The following is an 18,563-nucleotide window of genomic DNA, read 5'->3' on the forward strand; positions in this document are numbered from 1 at the left end:
CGACGCCGGGTGACATCGGCGGGAGGTTGGCCTCCAATGGGGTGTGATGACACCCGAGAGAGAAGCCCTCCTGCCCCTCGCCCCGGCCTCCGTGGCCACCGCCCAGGGCGAGCCCCGATTCGGCACGTACCAGGGTGAGCTGCCCGAGGTGGACCTGCCCCGGTTGCTGGGTCGCTGGGCGCCCGAGCGCACCACGCGGCTGCTCAAGCGCAAGCGGTGGCACTACACCTTCACGGCGACGCCGGAGGTGGCCGCGCTCTTCGCGGTGGTGGACCTGGGGTACTCGGCGAGCGCGTTCGCGGTGGCGTTGGATTTGCGCGAGCGCAAGCCGCTGTGTGACGTGAGCTTCCTGGGCGTTCCCTGGCCCATGGTGTCCTTGGGGGACAAGCCCGGCGCGGGGCTCGACGCGTCGTTCCGCACGTTGGGTGGGAAGCTGGCCATCCGTCGGGGCGAGGAGGACGAGCGCTACCAGGTGGAGGTGGACGTCAGCCGCGTGCGCACGGGCAGCCTCAACACGTTCCAGTGGAATGGGGAGATGTTGGTGGCGGGCGGGCCTCCCGCGCTGACGGTGATTGCGCCGGTGCAGGGGGACGGGCTCGTCAACGTCACGATGAAGCGCAACGGGCTCTTGTCCTTCGGCGGCATCGAGGCGGGCGGCAAGCGCTTCCGGCTGGATGGGGGCGTGGGCGGTATCGACTACACGCAGGGGTACCTGGCGCGGCACACGGCGTGGCGCTGGGCGTTCGCGGCGGGGCGACTGGCCGATGGGACGCCGGTGGGGCTGAACCTCGTGGAGGGCTTCAACGAGACGGCGACCGAGGCGAACGAGAACGCCTTCTGGCTGGGGGACCGGCTGTATCCGCTGGCGCGCGCGCGGTTCGAGTACGACACGAAGGATTTGCTCGGGCCGTGGCGGATGACGACGGTGGATGGCGCGGTGGACCTGCGCTTCACGCCGTTCTACGTGCACCGCGAGGAGCGCAACCTGCGGCTCATCATCAGCCACTTCGCCCAGCCGGTGGGCTTCTTCGACGGCACGGTGACGGTGGGGGGGCGGACACACCAGCTCTCGCACGTCCCCGGCGTGAGCGAGGACCAGGACATGCTCTGGTGAAGAAGCAGGGCTCGCATCGTGCGTGGAGCCCGGGGCCGGAGGCGCTAGGCTGGGAGGCCCACGCCGTTGGTCCGGAGTGAGCCCATGTCGTCGTGTCCGCACTGCGGTCAGCCGCTTTCCGATGCTCGCGTCTTCGCGTGCCCGTCCTGTGGGCAGAGGGTGGGGGCGTCCGCGCGTGGGACCGAGTTGCCGGACGACGCCGCGGAGTCGGCGCGCCGGGCCGCCGAGGCCACAGGGCGCGCGGTGCGCACGGTGCTCGAGGACCCTCGGCTGCGTGAGCGGCTCCCTGGGGGCTCGTTGCCGTTGCTCGGGTCGGGGCTCGTCGCGGCGGCGGTGCTGCTGCCGGGGCTTCCCTTCATCAGCGGGACGATTGGCATCCCGTGGTCGGTGGTGATGCTGGGCGGGAGCCTCCTGCTGGGGGCTCGGGAGTGGAGCGCGGCGGGGCGGCCGGTTCCTCCGCTCCTGGAGCAGCTCGCGCGGATGGCCGCGTCCGCCACGTTCCTGTTGCTCTACACGTCGCTGGTCATCACCTTCGCGTTCCTCTCGCTCGGGCTCGGGTTGGTGCCGCTGGTCTGGGTCGCGGCCGCGGTGGTGCTCGGGTACGTGCAGTGGCGCGTGTTCCAGGCGTCGGCCGCCGCGATGCCGGAGCTGCGGCCCGCGCCGGGGGCCGCGCGGTTGAAGCGCTGGGTGCTCGGCGGCGCGGCCGTGTGCGCGGTGTCGCTGCTGCTCACGTGGGGCTCGGGGATGCGGACGTGGACGTCGCTGGGTGGCTACGGCTACGACAACAGCCTCGTGCACGAGGTGGACAGCACCGGTCGCTCCACGGGGCACTCGTACATCGAAACCCGTTACGGGTGGCAGCCGGGCATCACCAACACGTTCACCTCGTTCGCGACGTCCGGGCGTGCTCGGCCCGGGGCGCCGCTGGTCGTCATGGCGCTGATGTCGCTCGCCATGCTGGCCGCCGTGCCCCGGCTCCGTGAGGCGATTCCATCCCAGACGCCCTACATCCTGGCGGGCGCCATCACCGTGTGGGGGCTGCTGGGCCTGTCCATGCGACTGGGGCCGCTGGTCTTCCTCGCGGGGGCATTGGCCATCGACTTCGCGCTGTACCAGGCGCATCGCGCGGCGAACGCGCGGGAGGAGCCTCCGCCCGGGAACGGCGACTCATCGAGCTCCGGCCCGACGAGCGCCTGAGACACGGGCTCGCTGTCATGGCGAGCCCGTGGGTCTCACCTGCCCGTGCGGCGTGACTCGACGATGGCCTTGAACGAGCGGCTGCGCAGCTCGTCCAGCGTGAGCCCCGTGGCGAGCACTTCTTCCTGACTGAGCGCGCCACAGCTCGAGCCGCGTAGGAAGAAGTTGAGCAGGCCCTGGCCCGTGGCCGCGTCGTCGAACACGTCGCCCACCAGCGTCGCCTGCGCCGCCTTCTCCATGAAGGCCTTGAGCCGCCGCGTGGCCGCGTCCAGCCCTTCGAGGAAGAACGCATACACGGCCGCGTAGCGCACCGGGAGCTGGGCCGGATGCAAGTCCCACCCCTGATACCAGCCGCGCTCCAGCGAGTGCCGGATGTGGCGATACGACATCTGCCACACCCGCTGCACCGCCTCCGCGTTCTCCCGCAACTGCGTGGGCAGGAGCGCCGTGTCCCCCTGCTTGCGATGCGGAGGCACCGGCATGACGTTCGTCGCGCCGTCCGCCATCTGGATGCCCGTGCCCGCGAGCGACACCTGCACCAAATCCCGCAGGAAGTCGCAGGCCGGGTGCAGCATGCTCTGCACATGCGCGCTCACACTGAGCGCCGCCGTGTAGTCATACAGCCCCAGGTGCACGCTGGAGCATCGCCCCGCCCCCGCGGCCACCAGCGCCGACAGGTGCAGCTTCCCCTCCCGGTCGAACAGGGCCTGCGGCGTCTCCACCATCAGCTCCAGCCCCAGCGCTCCCTTCTCCAGGCCGTGCTCCGTCTCCAGCACCTCCAGGATGCGCGCGAGCGCCGCCACCTGCTCGGGCAACGCGACCTTGGGCAGCGTGACGACGAACGACGGCGGCACCTTCCCGCCGCTCTGCTCCAACAACGTCGTGACGAACAAGTCCAGCGTGCGCGACGCCCGCTCGAACAGCTCCTCGCTGAACGACTTCACCCGGATGCCGATGAACGGGGGCAACGTCCCCTGCTCCAGCCCCCGCGCCAGCTCCTTCGCCGCGGACACGGCGTGGCCATCCTCCTCCGCGTCGGAGCGGTGGCCGTAGCCGTCCTCGAAGTCGATGCGGTAGTCCTCCACCGGCTCGCGCTGGAGCTTGTCCACCACGCGCTCGTACACGCGCTGGGCGAACCTCCCTCGCTGGGGCAACCCCAGCCCGTGCGCCAGCTCGGCCGAGTCCGGCGCATAGTCCTTCAACGCACCGAGGGCCAGGTCCCCCAGCTTCCGCGCCGCCTCCGCGCGGAAGAGGTGCGCGCCGCCGTACACGACGTGCACCGGCTGGCGACGGGGGGAGTCCCCCGGGTACGTGCGTGAGAACCCGGCGTTGGCTCGCCGGAGGGACTCACGCACGCTGGAGAGGCTGTTGGGTGTCAGGGTGGTCTTCATCGAGTGCCTCTCGAACGGCGGCTCACGCTACGGCTGGCGCTTCAGCCAGGCGCTGACCTCCGGACCGCAGCGCTCCCGCAGCTCCACGTCCTGCGACAGCCGCTCCAGCGTCTGCGCCGTGGCCTGCTGCGCGTCGTTCACCGGCTGCTCCTTGAGCAGCGTCCTCACCGCGTCCAGGTGCTCGCGCGTGAGCAGCATGCCCAGCGACTCCACGATGCGGCGCACCAGCATCGGCGCGCCGCCCGTGCGGGCGACCACGTCCTTCCACTGCTTGCGCATCTGCGCCCACCAGGACTCGCGGCCCGTGCGGTTGGCGAGCAGGCCCGTGGCGAAGCTCGCCACGTCCTGCGTCTTCACCGTGTCCGAGAAGAACAACGCGCGCGCACGCTCGGCCAGCGCGGGCTCCTCGAACGCCGTCAGCGCCATCAGGTACCGACGCTGCGTGGCCGGGTCCGGCTCCTTCGGCATCCGCTGCAGGAAGGTGTCGAACAGCTCCGAGTCCCCCGCGCGCGCCGCCATGGACACCGCCGCGTCGAGCAGGTTGGGCTCCAGCGCGTCACGCTCGCCCTTCAGCATCGACGTCACCCGCCGCCGCGCCTCCTCGAGCACCTTCGGCTCCCGCGCCAGACCGCCCAGCGCGCGCACCAGCGCCGCGCGCCGCAGCTTCACCCGGTCCGTCTCTCCGGCCAGCGCCTGCCACCCGAGCTTCTCCAGCCCCGGGCCCAACAGGCGCGCCACCCACGCGCGCACCCGCGCCTGGTCCTCGCCCTCCACCAGTCGGCTCTCCACGTACGCCAGCCGCCCCACCAGCTCGTCCAGGACCGAGTCATCCTCCTCGTTCCCGAACAGCGCGGCCAGGTCCAGCATGTCTCCCACCGTCGCCCGCCCCGAGCGCACCAGCGCCCACTGGTCCGCCAGCAGGGAGATGCGCTCCGACGGCGCCAGCACGTGCAGGTTCGCCGACAGGCCCGCGAGCGTCGCCTTGTCGTAGGCCACCCGGTAGAAGCCCGTGGAGCCCGCGTTGGCGCACAGCCACTTCACCGCGCCCGAGCCCGCCTCCAGCTTCACCGTGGCCTGCTTGTCGCGCAGCAGCACCCGCTGCTCCTTCACGCCGCTGGCGTCCTCGTACCGGAGCACCATGGGCACCGGCCACTTCTCCGCGCTCGCCACGCCGGGCTCCGAGTAGAAGCGCTCCTGCGACAGCGTCACCTCGCGGCCCTCCACGCGCGCCGTCACCAGGGGGAAGCCGCTCTGGCCCACCCACGCCGTGGCCAGCTCCTCCACCGGCTGCTTCGCCGCCTCACCCAGCGCGTTCCACAAATCCTCCTTCACCGCGTTGGCGCGCGCGTGCCGGCGCATGTACAGCCGGATGCCGTCGCGGAAGGGGCCCTCGCCGAGGAACCCTTCAATCATGCGCAGCACCGCGCCACCCTTCTCGTACGTAATCGCGTCGAAGCTCTCGCCCGCCTCACCCGCGTTGTTCACCTCGCCGTGGATGGGGTGCGTGGACTTGAGCGCGTCCAGGAACAGCGCGCTGGTGCGGTGCGAGTCGAAGTCCAGCCACATCCGCCACTCGGGGCGCCACTGGTCGACAATCTTGAAGGCAATCCACGTGGCGAACGCCTCGTTGAGCCACAGGTCGTCCCACCACACCATGGTGACCCAGTTGCCGAACCACTGGTGCGCCAGTTCGTGCGTCACCACCTCCGCCACGCGCTTCTGCACCGACAGCGGCGCGGTGGCCGGGTCGAGCAGCAGCGCCACCTCGCGGTAGGTAATCAGGCCGGCGTTCTCCATCGCGCCCGCCTCGAAGTCCGGGATGCCCACCTGGTCCACCTTGGTGAAGGCATACGGCAGATCGAAGTATTCTTGGAGTCGCGGCAGCACCGCGAGCGCCACGTCCTGGCCGAAGCGCGTCAGGTGCTTCTTCTCCTCCAGCGCCCAGGTGCGCACGGGCACCGTGCCCACGTGCTCCACGGGCGTGCCCACCAGCGGGCCCACCACGAGCGCGATGAGGTAGCTGCTGAGCACCTCCGTCTCCTGGAACGTCACCTTGGTCAGCGCGCCGTCCTGCTCCTCCTTCACCACCGGGCCGTTGCCCAGCACCGCGAGGCCCTGGGGCACGCGGACGCTCAGCGACCACTTCGCCTTGAAGGCCGGCTCGTCGAACGAGGGGAAGACGCGGCGGGCGTCCGCGGCCTCGAACTGCGTGGCCGCCACCTTGCCTGCCGCGTACAGGCCGCGCAGGCCGTCCGTGAAGGGGCCCGTCCAGGCGACGTCCAGCTGCGCCTCGCCCTGGGGCAGCGGCGCGTCGAAGGTCAGCCGCACCGTCTCGCTCACGGCGTTGACCTGGATGGAGGCGGGCTTGTGCGACGCGCCACCCTTCGCGCGGAACGTCACGTCCCCCAGCTTCAGGGAGATGGCGTGGAGGATGATTTCGCGCGTGGGCTCCGCCAGCGTCACGTCCACGGTCTGCTGACCGGAGAAGGTCTTCGCCTCCAGGTCCAGGGTCAGCGTGGCCGCGTAGCGCTGGGGGCGAACGGTGAGGGGAAGGCGGAAGTTCTTGTCTTCGGTCGGATGCGCCATAGGGAGGCGGAATCTAGCCTCGCTCAGGGCGCGCGTTCCCACTTCTGTCACGCCGGTGCAAGAAACCTGTCGCCGGCCGGGTGGGGTGTCGTCCGCCACACCCTTCCCGCGGGCCTATCCCCGAGCCCTCTTCGGGCCGCGCGGGACGGGCTTGGGCACCAGCTGGTGGAAGAGGCTGGATTCGCGCTCGAAGAAGCCCTCGGTGTGGAAGGAGTGGGGCAGCTCCAGGAGCTGGAAGTCCAGGTGGTGACACAGCTCGTGCAGCAGCGTGCGCAGGTACGTGCGGAAGGCCACGACGCGCGCCTGCTTCGCGGTGCGCATCCAGACCTGGAGGCGGGGGAGGCGCCCGGCCTCCCACGTGTACAGGCCGTGCAGCTCACCCTCCTCGGAGGACGGGCGGACCTCCAGCACCTGGACCCGGACGGTGGCCACGTCCAGCCGCTCGCACAAGGCATCCGTCAGGGCCCGGCTCGCGCGCTCCAGGGGGGCCCGGGCTCCGCTGGCCAGCGTCTCACGCACGGCGTCGACGAGGGGGGACAGCGCCCCGGGGGCCCTCACCCGCAGGGACTTCACCCCGTCGCTCATGCGGTAGATGCGCTGCTGCTCGGGGTCGAGGTTCTCGTAGTAGGCGAAGGGCACGGGGCGGCCGCGCACTCTAGGCGACCGCCGTGCGGCGTGATGCGTCGAGGTGCCAGGAGGACGACTCACCGGGGCAGGGTGGGAAAGGGATTGCTCAAGGGAGGGGCGTGCGTGGGGTGGGGAGATGTTCGCGAGCGGACGTCGGAGGCGTCGAGGGACAGGGCACGTCCATTGCTGTGGCGTGCCGGTATGCATCGTGGCGTGTGGTTGGGGGCGTTGGTGGGGTTGTGGCTGTGGGGTGGAACGGCCGAGGCCGCGAGGCGGAGCCCTCCGAAGCGGGCCGCGGCCGTGTCCCTGTCGGACCGGGCCGTGTGGCGCGCGAGGGGCTGGGTGGGACTGGGCTCGCTGAAGACGGTGAGCAGCTCGGTCAACGATGACTGTTCGGGCCTGACGCAGCTGGCCTACCGCCGCCCCGGGCTCAGCCTGATGCCGTCGCTCACCCTGCCCGGGGAGAACGGCGTGAAGGCCATCTACCGGAAGGCGGGCTCTCTGGGCGCGCTTCGCCAGACGCCGAAGCCGGGGGACCTGGTGTTCTTCCGCGAGACGCTGGACCGCAACAAGGATGGACGTCGCAACGACGGGCTCACGCACATCGGCATCGTCGAGAAGGTGGGGAAGGACGGCACCGTCACCTTCGTGCATCGCGCGGGCGGTGGGGTGAAGCGCGGCCGCTTCAACCATGCGCGCCCGGACGTGCACAAGGACGAGAAGGGGCGCGTCGTGAATGACTGGCTGCGCCGCCGCGAGAAGCGCCAGCGGGCCTACCTGGCGGGCGAGCTGGTGGCCGGCTTCGCCTCCGTGGACGACAGCTGGCAGGCGCCCGTCACCGCGTCTCGGACGCAGCGCTGAGGGGGAGGTGACGTCCGGGTCGTGAGGCGCTATGCACGGCGCTGATGTCGACCACGGATGGACGACCGGAAGGCTCGCCGGAGGGTCCCGAGGCCACGGCCCGGACGCCTTCGGTGGTGGCTGTGTCCTCGCAGGCCCCCGCGCCTCGTCGCCGTAGGACGTGGCGATTCAAGCTGGTGCTCGGGGCCGTGGCGCTGCTCCTCGGCTTCGGGCTGTACGAGTACGTCACGCTCCCCAAGGCCGCGTCACTCGAGAAGGAGAACCCGAAGTCGACCGCGCTGATGGACCATCGCGCCGAGGAGGCTCGGGCCGAGGGGAAGAAGGTCCGTCGGCGGCAGCACTGGGTGCCGCTCGCGTCGGTGCCGAAGCACGCGGTGGACTCGGTGCTCATCTCCGAGGACGCGAGCTTCTATCTGCACGAGGGTGTGGACACGACGGAGATGCGCAAGGCGCTGGGGGAAGCGTGGGCGAAGGGGCAGCTGGGGCGCGGGGCGTCGACCATCACCCAGCAGCTCGCGAAGAACCTCTGGCTGTCGACGGACCGCAGCTTGTTCCGCAAGGCGAAGGAGCTGGTGCTCGCTCGGCGATTGGAGGACGCGCTCTCCAAGAAGCGCATCCTCACGCTGTACCTCAACGTCGTCGAGTGGGGGAACGGCGTCTATGGCATCGACGCCGGAGCGCGGGAGCACTTCGGGGTGTCCGCGTCACAGGTCTCCGTGGCCCAGGGGGCCATCCTCGCCGCGATGTTGCCCGCGCCGCGCAAGCGTGGTCCGTCCTCCGGCTCTCGCGCGCTGTGGCGGCGTGCGCACTGGATTGTGGACCGGATGGAGTCCGTGGGCCGCATCTCCGAGGCGCAGGCCACGGATGCGCGCGGGGACATCGACCGGTTGTTGGGGCGCACGCCCGCGGGGAAGAGCGACGATGGAGACGAAGGCGCGGACGACGACGCGTGACCTGCGCGATGGCTCGCGAAGCGCCAGGTGCCATCGTGCGCCTGGTTGATGCCCGTGCCTCTTCGCGCCGTCGCTCCGTGGGAGCCTGCTTCACGAGCCTCCAAGGTGGCTCGTGGCCTCCGCTGAGCGGTGGTCGTGCGTTCAGGGCGTGAGCTGGAGGAACAGCAGGTCTCCCGCGCCTCGCGAGGTGTACGACGTGTCTCCGGGCGCCAGGGCTTTCGTGAAGGGAACGCAGAGCCGGGCCTGGCCACCATACGTGACTTGGAGGGCCACGCTGTCCGGCGCGGTGCTCCCCAGCTCCCGGGCGTCGAGGTGCTTCCCCGTGCTGTCGTAGCGCGCGACGAAGTGGAGGACTTCACCCCGTGAGAGCGCCGTGCTCCCGAGCGCGCCGCCTCCGAGGTCCAGCTTCGCGTCCCGCGTCCAGCCGGCGACGACCAGCTCGCCCTTCGAGCTGCGGCCCAGGGACTGGCCGCGCGCGGCTCCCGCGCCGCCCATGACGCGCGCCCAGCCATCCGCCGCCGTCTCGTGCAGCGTACCGAGCAGCACGTCCTCGCTCGCCTCGACCTCCTTCCCGTCGAAGGAGAACCGGCCGCTGACGTCACCGACGAAGGCCACGTCCCCACGTGCCATGGGCGTGAGCGCACGGATGCTGCCCTTGGCTCCGTTGAACGCGCGGAACCACTGCGGCGTGCCGTTCGCGGAGAGCTTGCCGAGGAACGGCGTCTCTCCGCCCGTCGCGTTCAGCAGCCACGAGTCCGTGTGCCCGCCGATGTAGATGAAGCCCGCTCCATCCGTGGCGAGTGCCTCCGCGCTCGAGCCCTCGTCCCCACCAGGAAACGCGAGCGACCACTCGTGCGCCCCGCTCGCATGGAACTTCGCGAGGAAGAGGGCGGGCACGGAGTCATCCCGCGTCCGGTTCCCCGGGTCCGCGTAGAGCCTCCCGCGCCCCAGGCCCATCTCGCCCGTGAAGTGGCCCGTGATGATGACGCTCCCTCGCGAGTCGAGCGTCACCGCCTGTGCCCTCGCGAGCCCCGAGCGCGTGTCTGAGAGCTCCGCGCGGAAGCCTCGGGACCACAGCGGTGTCCCTTCCGGGGACAGCTTGAGCAGGAAGATGCCGGACGCCACCGACGCCTCCTCGATGTACGTCAGCGCGCCCGTGCCCAGGTCTGGGTCACCCTGATACGCGCCCACGACCCAGACCTCACCCGAGGTCGCCACCGCGAGCCCCGTGGCCTCCACGCGCTCGCCCACCGTGTAGGCTCGCGACCACTGGTGCGAGCCATCCGCGCCGTAGCGCGCCACGACGAGTCCTCGCTCGCCCTGGAAGATTTCGCCGCCGAAGTCACCGCTGTCCTTGAAGGCGCCCGCGACGAGGAAGTCGAGCCCATCCTCCGCGCTCGCCATCGCCGTGACGCGCTCGTCTCCTGCTCCACCTCGATGCCAGCTCCAATCCGGTGCGGGTGTCCGAGGAGGCGCCGTCGGCTCCCGTGTCTCCACCACGAGGCGCGGCCTCATCGCCGGGTCCACGTCCTCGCGCGAGGCGAAGTCCGCGCCGTCGATGTCCGTCGAGAAGAGCCCGAAGTCCCGCGTGCCGTTCCCCGTCACCGCGGACGTCACATCCAGCTCCACCCAGCGGCCGGCGCGCACCTCCTTCGCGTCGGACAACGCGGGGCCCACCGCGGCGGGCTGCCGGTCGAACGTGACGCTGTCCTCCTTCCAATCGGAGTCCACCAGCCGGACGACAGGCCCATGGCCCGAGCCGTTCGTCACGAACAGCCGCAACACCGCGCGCTTCACCGGGCCCTTCAGCCCCGACACCTCGAAGCGCAGGAAGGAGCGGTACTCGACGGGGGCATCGTCCACGTAGAGCTGTGACGCGGCGCCGAAGTTCTTGTGGGGCCTGACGGAGTCGACGTGGGCATCCGCGACGGCGACGAAGGTGCCGCCTCCGGTCGCGAAGTCGCCCTGCTGGTCCAGGGGCGTCACCGCTTCGGGTGACGTGAGGCCGCCACAGTGCGGCAGCAACGCCAGGACCGCCATCGCCCCCGCCTCTCGCCATCCCCGCTTCCTGCTTCCGTGCATCGTCCCCCTCCACGCCGCGTGCTCGCGAGGAGGCCGGCTGTGCATCGAGGGTGCCGCGCGCGGACGTGCGCGGCCCGACCCTCGCCTCATCCCGACGGACGAGGCGAGGGGCAAGGCGCTTCCTCCGAGGAAGAAGACGAGGGCCCGGCGTGGGGCGCTACAGTCCGCCCGCTTCCAGCGCGCCACCCAATCCCGGGAAGGGCTTGGTCAGCACGGCCTGGAACACGATGTCCTCGAGGACAATCTCGACGGGGAACCGGGGTGTGCCCAGCCCGCTGCGCACGACGGTGTTGCTGACGATGAACCAGACGCGCCGCTTGCCCACGGCGTCCTTCAGCGCGGGATGGTCCAACCGGATGGGGGTGCGGGTCTCCGGGTCGAAGTCCCGCGTGGGGAGGATCTCCGCCGCCTGCGCGTAGTACGCGGGCCGGTTCAGGTCCGAGTAGACGAGGGGCTCGTCCGGTGTGGCCTGCCCGGTGAAGGACAGCCGCATGGACGTGCGCAGCGTCAGCGACGGGGATGGGTTGACGATGGTGAACGTGGAGGAGACCTCCTCCACGACGATGTCCAGGTCCTCGGTGTTGACCGACTCCTCGGGCAGGTCGAGCGCCACCTCGGCGTAGACGGGCTGGAGCACGGAGGTGACGGGCACGCGCACGTCGAAGGGCTCGGTCGCGATGTCGATGCGCGCCGAGCAGCCGGACAACATCAGGACACTGCAGGCGAAGAGGGCGCGCATCATCGGAAGGACCAGGAGACATCGAAGACGGGAAGGACGGGGAGCGTCTCGCCGGGGACGGCCGGGTCGCTCAGGTCGACATACGTGGCGCCGAGGCCCAGGCCGAAGCCCTCGCCGCCATAGCGGATGCCCGCGGCGGCGCGCAGCTTCGCGCCACCCTTCACCCGCACGCCGGCCTCCGCGACCACGGACCAGTGCCCGACGAAGTTGAAGGCCGCGCCGCCGGTGAAGGACAGGTAGTCGGTGGTGTAGCGCGCGTAGCGGGCCTCGCCCTGCACCAGCAGCCGGCCGAGCGACAGGCCGTAGACGGCGTAGAACGAGGGGCCCTGGAGCTCGGGCTCGAAGCGCTGCAGGCCGGTCGTCCGGGACTCGACGATGCCCGAGTAGACGGAGGCGCCGACGAAGTGCGTGTAGCGCGCGCCCAGGACGAAGCGGTGCGGGCCGGACGCGAGCGCCCAGCGCAGGCCCAGGTTGGGCGCGAGCAGCAGGTCCGCGTAGACGGAGGTGTCCAGCGCGAGCCCCGCGAACAACGGCAACGCGGAGCGCTGCAGCCCGAGCACGGGCGCGTCGATGACCTCCGCCGCGTCCGAGCCCATCAGACGCGCGGTGTTGGTGCGCACGCCGGCAGGGGGCTCCGCGGAGGCGGGCAGGGGAGACAGCCAGGCGGCGAGGAGACTGCACAGGGCGGCGGTTCCGGTGCCAATGGCTCGCACGCGAGAACGTCTGGAGTGTTTCAAATGGGGTGCTCCTGAAGTGGGCGACGCGGGTCCGGCGTGCGCCTCACGTGAGCGAGGTTGTATCGCTCGACAGCGGCGGGGTCGATGGGTGGTCCGGGCGGTCATTTTCAACCTGCCCCGGTGAAACCACACTCATGCACGAGCAGCCGTGTCTTCTGTCGGTCCGGTTGCCTGGTGTCTCGTGATTCGTTCAATGCCTGCCAAAGACATGAGCCCGTGTGCATCCGGCGGATGGGCGGGAACACCAATGGGCGGAGCGGTGGGCGTGCTGGCGGGCGACCGGGAGCGGGTCGGCTCGCGAAGGCTCCGAGCCTCGCGTCTGGCGCATGAGTGGAACTCACAGCGCGACGCTGTGAGCCTCATGGCATGAGGAGCACCAACGCCCCTTGGCGGTGGGGTGCACGCTACCCTCGCGAAGGGTGCGGCCTCATCACCCGGGCATGCCGGCCAGGCGAGCGCGGTGCCCGCCTGGGGATGCCGCCGCACCGTACACGCGGGCCTGACGGGCCCGAGGAGCACCAGGGCCGTGGACGTCGAGCAGGAGCACGCAGGGGCGGAGCGGGAGCGCGCGCTGGAGCTGCTGCGCCGGTTCGGCTGGAACGCCACGTCCTTCCAGGTGCTGATGCCGGGCTTCCGCTACTGGTTCGACCCCGCGGGTGACGCCTTCGTCGCGTACGTGGACACGGGCGGTGCGTGGGTCGCCGCCGGAGCGCCCATCGCCGCGGAGGCGTCGCTGGCGCGCGCGGCGGAGGGCTTCCGTGCAGCCGCGAGGCGCGAGGGTCGGCGCGTGTGCTTCTTCGCCACCGAGCCGCGCTTCACCGAGGCCGTCCCGATGGAGTCGCTCTCCATCGGCGAGCAGCCGGTGTGGGAGCCCTCCCGCTGGGACACCATGGTGCGCGGCAGCAAGAGCCTGCGTGAGCAACTGCGCCGCGCGCGCGCTCACGGCGTGGTGGTGCGCGAGCTGCCCTCGGAGGTGCTCGAGGACGCGGAGCACCCCTCGCGGCAGGCGCTGGAGCGGCTCAAGAAGCGGTGGCTCGCGTCGCGGCGCATGGCCCCCATGGGCTTCCTGGTCCAGCTGCGCCCGGACTCCTTCGCGCGCGAGCGGCGCGCCTTCGTCGCCGAGGCGAAGGGCGAGCTCATGGGCTTCCTGCTCGTGTCCCCCGTCTACGCGCGCGACGGCTGGTTCCTCCAGGATCTGGTGCGCGACCCGGAGTCCCCCAATGGCACCGCGGAGGCCCTGGTGGACGCGGCCATGCGCACGGCCGCCGCCGAGGACCGCCGCTACGTGACGCTGGGCCTCGCGCCCCTCTCCGGCCCGGTGCGCCCGTGGCTGCGGCTGGCGCGCGCCTGCGGCAGGCCCCTGTTCGACTTCGAGGGCCTGCGCACCTTCAAGGCGAAGTTCCGCCCCGATTCCTGGGTGCCCCTCCACCTCTCATATCCGGAGCCGCGCGGCGGCGTGCTCGCCGTCTACGACGCGCTGCGAGCCTTCGCGCGCGGCAGCCTGGTGCGCTTCGGCGTGGCCACGCTGCTCAGGCGCCCCCGCCTGCTGGTGCACGGGCTCGCGGTGCTGCTCGTGCCCTGGACGGCGCTGCTCGCGCTGCCCACCACCACGCGCTGGTTCCCGTCCCTGCGCGTGCAGTGGAGCTGGGTGCTGTTCGACGTGGCGCTGGCCGCGGGGCTCTTCTCGCTGGTGCGCCGCTGGCGCGATGGACTGGCCACCGCCCTGGTGTGCCTCACCGCCGCGGACGCGTGCCTCACCTTCGTCCAGGCCGCCGTCTACAACGCGCCCCGAGCGCGCGGCCCCGTCGACTGGCTGGTCATCACCGCCGCCATCCTCGCGCCCGCCACCGCCTCCGGCCTGCTCGTGCGCGCTCGCGACTTCCGCCTGCCCGCGCGCTGACGCACCGCGCTCATTCCCTGCCGGACATCCCGCCCTCGCGGGTTTCCACAGGTCGACACTCCTCCGAAAGTCGCCTGGACCCGAAGGCAGGGAGAATGGTGTTTTCCGGAAAGAGCTGTTCCGGCTTCGGGCGCCGCGACTTTCTCGCGGCGCCGTCCGTCGCCGGTTGGGAGGGGTGACCATGCGAACGCCGTGGGGCGTTGCCCTGTCGCTCGCCGTGTTGCTGTGGGTCCACGAGAGCCACGCCGCGCCCGAAGCCCCGCGCTCGGCTCCGCCACCCTCGCCGTTGCCGCCCGGGGTGTCGGCCGTGCTGTGGAAGCTGTCGGTGCCGGAGAGCGCGGCGCCCACGCCGGAGCGGGTGGCGTTGGGAGAGAAGCTCTACAACGAGAAGCGTCTGTCCCTGGATGACAGCGTGTCGTGCGCCACGTGCCACGACCCGGCCAAGGGCTTCACGGACCACCTGCCGGTGTCGGCGGGCGTGAAGGGCCAGTTCGGCATGCGCAACAGCCCCACGGTGCTCAACGCGCTCTTCAACGCCTCGCAGTTCTGGGACGGGCGCGCGGCGACGCTGGAGGACCAGGCGAAGCTGCCCATCCTCAACCCGGTGGAGATGGCCATGCCGTCCCCCGAGGCCGTGGTGGCCAAGCTCAAGGGCATCCCCGAGTACGTCACCGCCTTCCAGCAGGTCTTCAAGCGCGACATCAACTACGACGACCTGGCCGCGGCCATCGCCGCCTTCGAGCGCACGCAGTTCTCCGGCAGCGCCCGCTTCGACCGCTTCATCCACGGCGAGACGAAGGCGCTCAACGAGTCCGAGCGCCGGGGCTGGGCGCTGTTCAACGGCAAGGCGCGCTGCAACTCGTGCCACGCGGGCAACGCCGTGTCGCCGCTGTTCAGCGACCAGAAGTTCCACAACATCGGCGTCTCCGCCCACAACCAGGACTTCCCGCAGCTGGCCCGCGAGGGCCTGAAAATCGTCCGCCTGGGCGACGAGAAGCAGATCGACGAGCTGGCGCTCCAGACGCGCTTCTCCGAGCTGGGCCGCTTCCTGGTGACCAAGCAGGAGAACGACGTGGGGGCCTTCAAGACGCCCACGCTGCGCAACGTGGGCATCACCGCCCCGTACATGCACGACGGCACGCTCGCGACGCTGTGGGACGTCATGGACCACTACAACAAGGGCGGCGTGGCCAACCCGTTCCTCGATGGAGGGATGCAGCGGCTGGGGCTGACCGAGCCCGAAATCGACGACCTGGTGGCCTTCCTCTTCACGCTCACCGACGAGCGCTTCACGAAGCTCAACGGCCAGGAGCTGGCGAAGCAGCGCGCGCGCAAGAACAAGCGCCCGGAGCGGGACACCGCGGTGGCGATGGGGAAGAAGGGGAACCTGGGAGACCTGGCGCCCAATCCGGACCTGGCGGTGAAGAACCCGGCGGACATCGGCGTGTATGGCACCGAGACCTTGCCCAAACCCGCTTCGACGAAGCAGCCCTGAGGAGGCGCCGTCCATGGGGAACAAGTTCCGCAGCATCGAGACGAAGCACCACGAGGAGCGCGACGCCTTCTTCGAGGGCCTCAAGCGCCTGGACCGCCGGGCCTTCCTGCGCGTGGCGGGGATGTCCGCCGGCATCGTCGCCGGCATGGGCCTGCGCACGCCGCAGAGCTTCCAGCTGGTCAACGTGGCCGAGGCGCAAGGCACCAAGCCGCGCTTCACCTTCGCGTACATCTCCGACACGCACCTGTACGAGCAGAAGCTCAATGACCGCTTCGTGCGCTCCATCCTGAAGGCGGTGGACGACGTCAACGGGCTGGACCCGCAGCCGGACTTCGTCCTCTTCGGCGGGGACCTCGCCCAGCTGGGCGCGCCGGGCGAGCTGAAGCTGGGCGCCCAGATTCTCAAGAGCGTCAAGGCGCCCGTGAAGATGATGGTGGGCGAGCACGACTGGTTCCTCGACATGGGGGACATGTGGAAGGACCTGTTCGGCGCGCCGAACTACTCGTTCGACCACAAGGGCGTGCACTTCGTGGTGCTCAACTCCATCCTGGAGAAGGACTTCTGGACGGAGCGCAAGCTCACGCCGAAGGAGCGGATGCAGATTGTCGCGGGCCTGGACAACGGCATCCAGTCCCGCTTCGAGGTGGGCGAGCAGCAGCGCGCCTGGATGAAGCAGGACCTGGCGAAGGTGGACAAGAAGACGCCGGTCATCGTCTTCAGCCACTCGCCGCTCTACAAGTACTACCGCCCCTGGAACTTCTGGACGGACGACGCGGACGAGGTCCAGGCGCTGCTCAAGCCCTTCGACAAGGTCACCGTCATCCACGGGCACACGCACCAGCTGTTGTCGAACCGCATCGGCAACATCCAGTTCCACGGGATGCTGTCCACCGCGTGGCCGTGGCCGTACGCGCCCGAGGGCCTGCCGCAGCTCACGGTGCAGATGAACCGGCCGGACCCGTTCAGCCAGTTCGACGGGTGCGGAGACGGACGCATGGACGTGCTGGAGTCGGGTCTGGTGGACAAGCTGTACAACCTCTGGGAGCGCAACCCCATCACCGTCCGGGCCAGCTACCTGGGCTCGGGTGGGAAGCAGGACGCGCCGCCCCGGACGAAGCTTCCGAGCTACTGAGCGCGAGGCGACACGATGAACTTCCGGATGAAGCTGTGGGTGGGAACCGGAGCGCTGCTGTCCTTCGCGGGAGGGGTGGCCCTGGCCACCAGTCCCGCCGAGCGCCCCAAGGCGTCCTCGCTGAAGACAGAGCCGCTGCCGCGTCACCAGGTGCCCGTGTCGAAGGACGGCAACCTGGTGGTGGGCATGTGCGACGGCCAGACGTCCCTGGAGGTGAAGGGCGTCAAGGAGGGCGAGTCGCTCACGCGCGAGCAGGCCCAGCGCGTGTCCGACGAGCTGATGGCCGCGTGGCACCAGAAGAACCCCGACGCGACGTGGGACCCGCCGCCCGTGCGGCGCGTGGTGGCGCAGGCCGCGAATCAGCCACAGAAGCAGCCGCAGCCGAACCCGCCCATGGGCACCAACCAGCCCTCGACGGGCGGCGTGGTGCGCGAGGGCGGCGTCACGGCGGAGAGCGGCGGCCGCGAGGTGCGCAAGGAGGCCGGCGCGAACATCCAGGACGGCCACTCCTACGGCGCCTTCACGCCTCGCGATGAGGCGGTGTGGGCCGCGTCCACGCAGCAGTTCGTGGAGGAGGGCCACCGCGTGTTCCACGACGCGGCGGCGGTGGGCGGCACCATCGCGGTATCCTGTGACATGTGTCACCCGGATGCATCGAACACCCACCCGGAGACATATCCGAAGTACCAGGTGCAGCTGGGCCGCGTGGCGCTGCTGCGGGACATGATCAACTGGTGCATCGAGAACCCGGTGCGCGGCAAGCCGCTCGCGGATGGAGACCCCCGGATGCGCGCGATGGAGGCTTACATCTACGCGCAGCGCAAGGGCGTGAAGCTGGAGTACGGGAAGAAGTAGCCCGCGCGCGGGCCCGTGCCTCGGGGGAGCGGGGCACGGGTGCACAGTCGAGGCGCCCGCCCACCGGAACAGTCCGGTGTCGGTTGGGGGACCGACGAGCCCGGGGCGCACGCGAGGGTTGACGGCGGTGTCCGGAAGGACGATGTCTGGCCGGCAAGACGCATGAGCTTCTCGCCCCCCATCAGCGCTCCCTCCGAAACCGTCAACGCCCTGAGAGACAGGGGCTACGCCGTGCTGGACCGCGCGGGCCTGTCCGAGCTGGTGGGCATCCCCGCCGCGGAGCTGGATTCATGGCGGCCCACCTGGGACGCGCTGCCGACGGACGGCTACCTGCGGGACGGTGGCCGGTATCGCACGCGCCGCCACTCGTGCTTCGTCGTGGAGGGGGACACCGTCACCCCGGTGCCCCACCGCGCGCACTGGCAGCCCGTCGAGTACAACGCCCTGCACGGCGGCCTGGAGCGCTGGTTCGAGCCGATGACGTCCACCGTCGTCGAGCACCCCGAGTGGCCCCGGCTGCTCAGCCGCCTGGCGGCCTGCGGCTCGGCGCTCAAGGGCGCGCAGCCCTGGTACGTGGAGGCGCACCAGTTCCGCATCGACACCACGGATGGCATCGGCCGGCCGACGCCCGAGGGCGCGCACCGCGACGGCGTGGACTTCGTCGTGGTGCTGCTCGTCGGACGCGACGGCATCAAGGGCGGCGAGACGCGCGTGTTCGAGGCCGCCGGCCCCAACGGCATCCGCTTCACGCTGACGGAGCCCTGGTCGGCGCTGCTGCTCGACGACGAGCGCGTCATCCACGAGAGCACGCCCATCCAGCCGCTGGGGGCCTCAGGACACCGCGACACCCTGGTGCTCACCTTCCGCGCCAAGGGCTTCCAGGGCCCCTGAGCC

15 protein-coding genes are annotated in these 18,563 nt (G+C 70.7%); 9 read left to right on the forward strand and 6 right to left on the reverse strand.

Going from position 1 to position 18,563, the window contains the following annotated elements:
- The first annotated feature begins 46 nt into the window (after positions 1-46).
- Both OWM54_RS25275 and OWM54_RS25280 read left to right on the forward strand, forming a co-directional pair.
- Positions 47-1,114: a DUF2804 domain-containing protein gene (locus OWM54_RS25275; RefSeq protein ID WP_141329983.1), complete on the forward strand. Its 1,068-nt coding sequence runs from the start codon at positions 47-49 to the stop codon at positions 1,112-1,114.
- Between the two features lie 84 nt (positions 1,115-1,198).
- The gene (locus OWM54_RS25280) at positions 1,199-2,311 is read left to right on the forward strand and encodes a zinc ribbon domain-containing protein (protein WP_267699153.1); all 1,113 of its coding nucleotides are present in this window, start codon (positions 1,199-1,201) and stop codon (positions 2,309-2,311) included.
- 35 nt (positions 2,312-2,346) lie between these two features.
- Here OWM54_RS25280 and OWM54_RS25285 read toward each other — a convergent pair whose 3' ends face one another.
- The 3 genes from OWM54_RS25285 to OWM54_RS25295 form a co-directional block, all read right to left on the reverse strand.
- Complete coding sequence (locus OWM54_RS25285; RefSeq protein WP_223749644.1) at positions 2,347-3,702, reverse strand: DUF6986 family protein; 1,356 nt, start codon at positions 3,700-3,702, stop codon at positions 2,347-2,349.
- Positions 3,703-3,729: 27 nt separating this feature from the next.
- Positions 3,730-6,288 carry a M1 family metallopeptidase gene (locus OWM54_RS25290; RefSeq protein WP_267699154.1) on the reverse strand — a complete coding sequence of 853 codons (2,559 nt, stop codon included), beginning with the start codon at positions 6,286-6,288 and terminating at the stop codon, positions 3,730-3,732.
- Between the two features lie 114 nt (positions 6,289-6,402).
- Positions 6,403-6,927, reverse strand: coding sequence for a hypothetical protein (locus OWM54_RS25295; protein WP_267699155.1), 525 nt, complete (start codon positions 6,925-6,927; stop codon positions 6,403-6,405).
- Positions 6,928-7,116: 189 nt separating this feature from the next.
- Between OWM54_RS25295 and OWM54_RS25300 the strand changes: the two genes are divergently transcribed.
- Together OWM54_RS25300 and OWM54_RS25305 are read left to right on the forward strand one after the other, a co-directional pair.
- Positions 7,117-7,776 carry a CHAP domain-containing protein gene (locus OWM54_RS25300; RefSeq protein ID WP_267699156.1) on the forward strand — a complete coding sequence of 220 codons (660 nt, stop codon included), beginning with the start codon at positions 7,117-7,119 and terminating at the stop codon, positions 7,774-7,776.
- Positions 7,777-7,964: 188 nt separating this feature from the next.
- Entirely contained in the window at positions 7,965-8,729 is a 765-nt protein-coding gene (locus OWM54_RS25305) for a biosynthetic peptidoglycan transglycosylase (protein ID WP_324289146.1), read from the forward strand.
- A gap of 141 nt (positions 8,730-8,870) precedes the next feature.
- Here OWM54_RS25305 and OWM54_RS25310 read toward each other — a convergent pair whose 3' ends face one another.
- The 3 genes from OWM54_RS25310 to OWM54_RS25320 form a co-directional block, all read right to left on the reverse strand.
- Positions 8,871-10,811, reverse strand: a complete 1,941-nt coding sequence (locus OWM54_RS25310; protein ID WP_267699158.1) for a DUF7594 domain-containing protein — start codon at positions 10,809-10,811, stop codon at positions 8,871-8,873.
- Positions 10,812-10,968: 157 nt separating this feature from the next.
- Entirely contained in the window at positions 10,969-11,553 is a 585-nt protein-coding gene (locus OWM54_RS25315; protein ID WP_223749650.1) for a hypothetical protein, read from the reverse strand.
- Positions 11,550-12,170: a hypothetical protein gene (locus tag OWM54_RS25320; protein ID WP_267699159.1), complete on the reverse strand. Its 621-nt coding sequence runs from the start codon at positions 12,168-12,170 to the stop codon at positions 11,550-11,552. Before OWM54_RS25320 ends, OWM54_RS25315 begins: the two co-directional genes overlap by 4 nt.
- A 643-nt stretch (positions 12,171-12,813) precedes the next feature.
- On the opposite strand from OWM54_RS25320, the gene OWM54_RS25325 reads away from it, so the two are divergent.
- The 5 genes from OWM54_RS25325 to OWM54_RS25345 all read left to right on the forward strand — a co-directional run bounded on the left by OWM54_RS25325 (position 12,814) and on the right by OWM54_RS25345 (position 18,560).
- On the forward strand, positions 12,814-14,187 hold the full coding sequence (locus tag OWM54_RS25325) for a DUF2156 domain-containing protein (protein WP_267699160.1): 1,374 nt from the start codon (positions 12,814-12,816) through the stop codon (positions 14,185-14,187).
- Between the two features lie 181 nt (positions 14,188-14,368).
- The gene (locus tag OWM54_RS25330) at positions 14,369-15,682 is read left to right on the forward strand and encodes a cytochrome-c peroxidase (protein WP_267699161.1); all 1,314 of its coding nucleotides are present in this window, start codon (positions 14,369-14,371) and stop codon (positions 15,680-15,682) included.
- 13 nt (positions 15,683-15,695) lie between these two features.
- Positions 15,696-16,814: a metallophosphoesterase family protein gene (locus OWM54_RS25335; RefSeq protein WP_046716607.1), complete on the forward strand. Its 1,119-nt coding sequence runs from the start codon at positions 15,696-15,698 to the stop codon at positions 16,812-16,814.
- A gap of 15 nt (positions 16,815-16,829) precedes the next feature.
- Positions 16,830-17,669: a c-type cytochrome gene (locus tag OWM54_RS25340; protein ID WP_267699162.1), complete on the forward strand. Its 840-nt coding sequence runs from the start codon at positions 16,830-16,832 to the stop codon at positions 17,667-17,669.
- A 162-nt stretch (positions 17,670-17,831) separates the two neighbouring features.
- The gene (locus tag OWM54_RS25345) at positions 17,832-18,560 is read left to right on the forward strand and encodes a 2OG-Fe dioxygenase family protein (RefSeq protein ID WP_267699163.1); all 729 of its coding nucleotides are present in this window, start codon (positions 17,832-17,834) and stop codon (positions 18,558-18,560) included.
- Positions 18,561-18,563: the final 3 nt, after the last annotated feature.

The organism is Myxococcus sp. MISCRS1, assembly GCF_026626605.1.
GTDB lineage: Bacteria > Myxococcota > Myxococcia > Myxococcales > Myxococcaceae > Myxococcus > Myxococcus fulvus.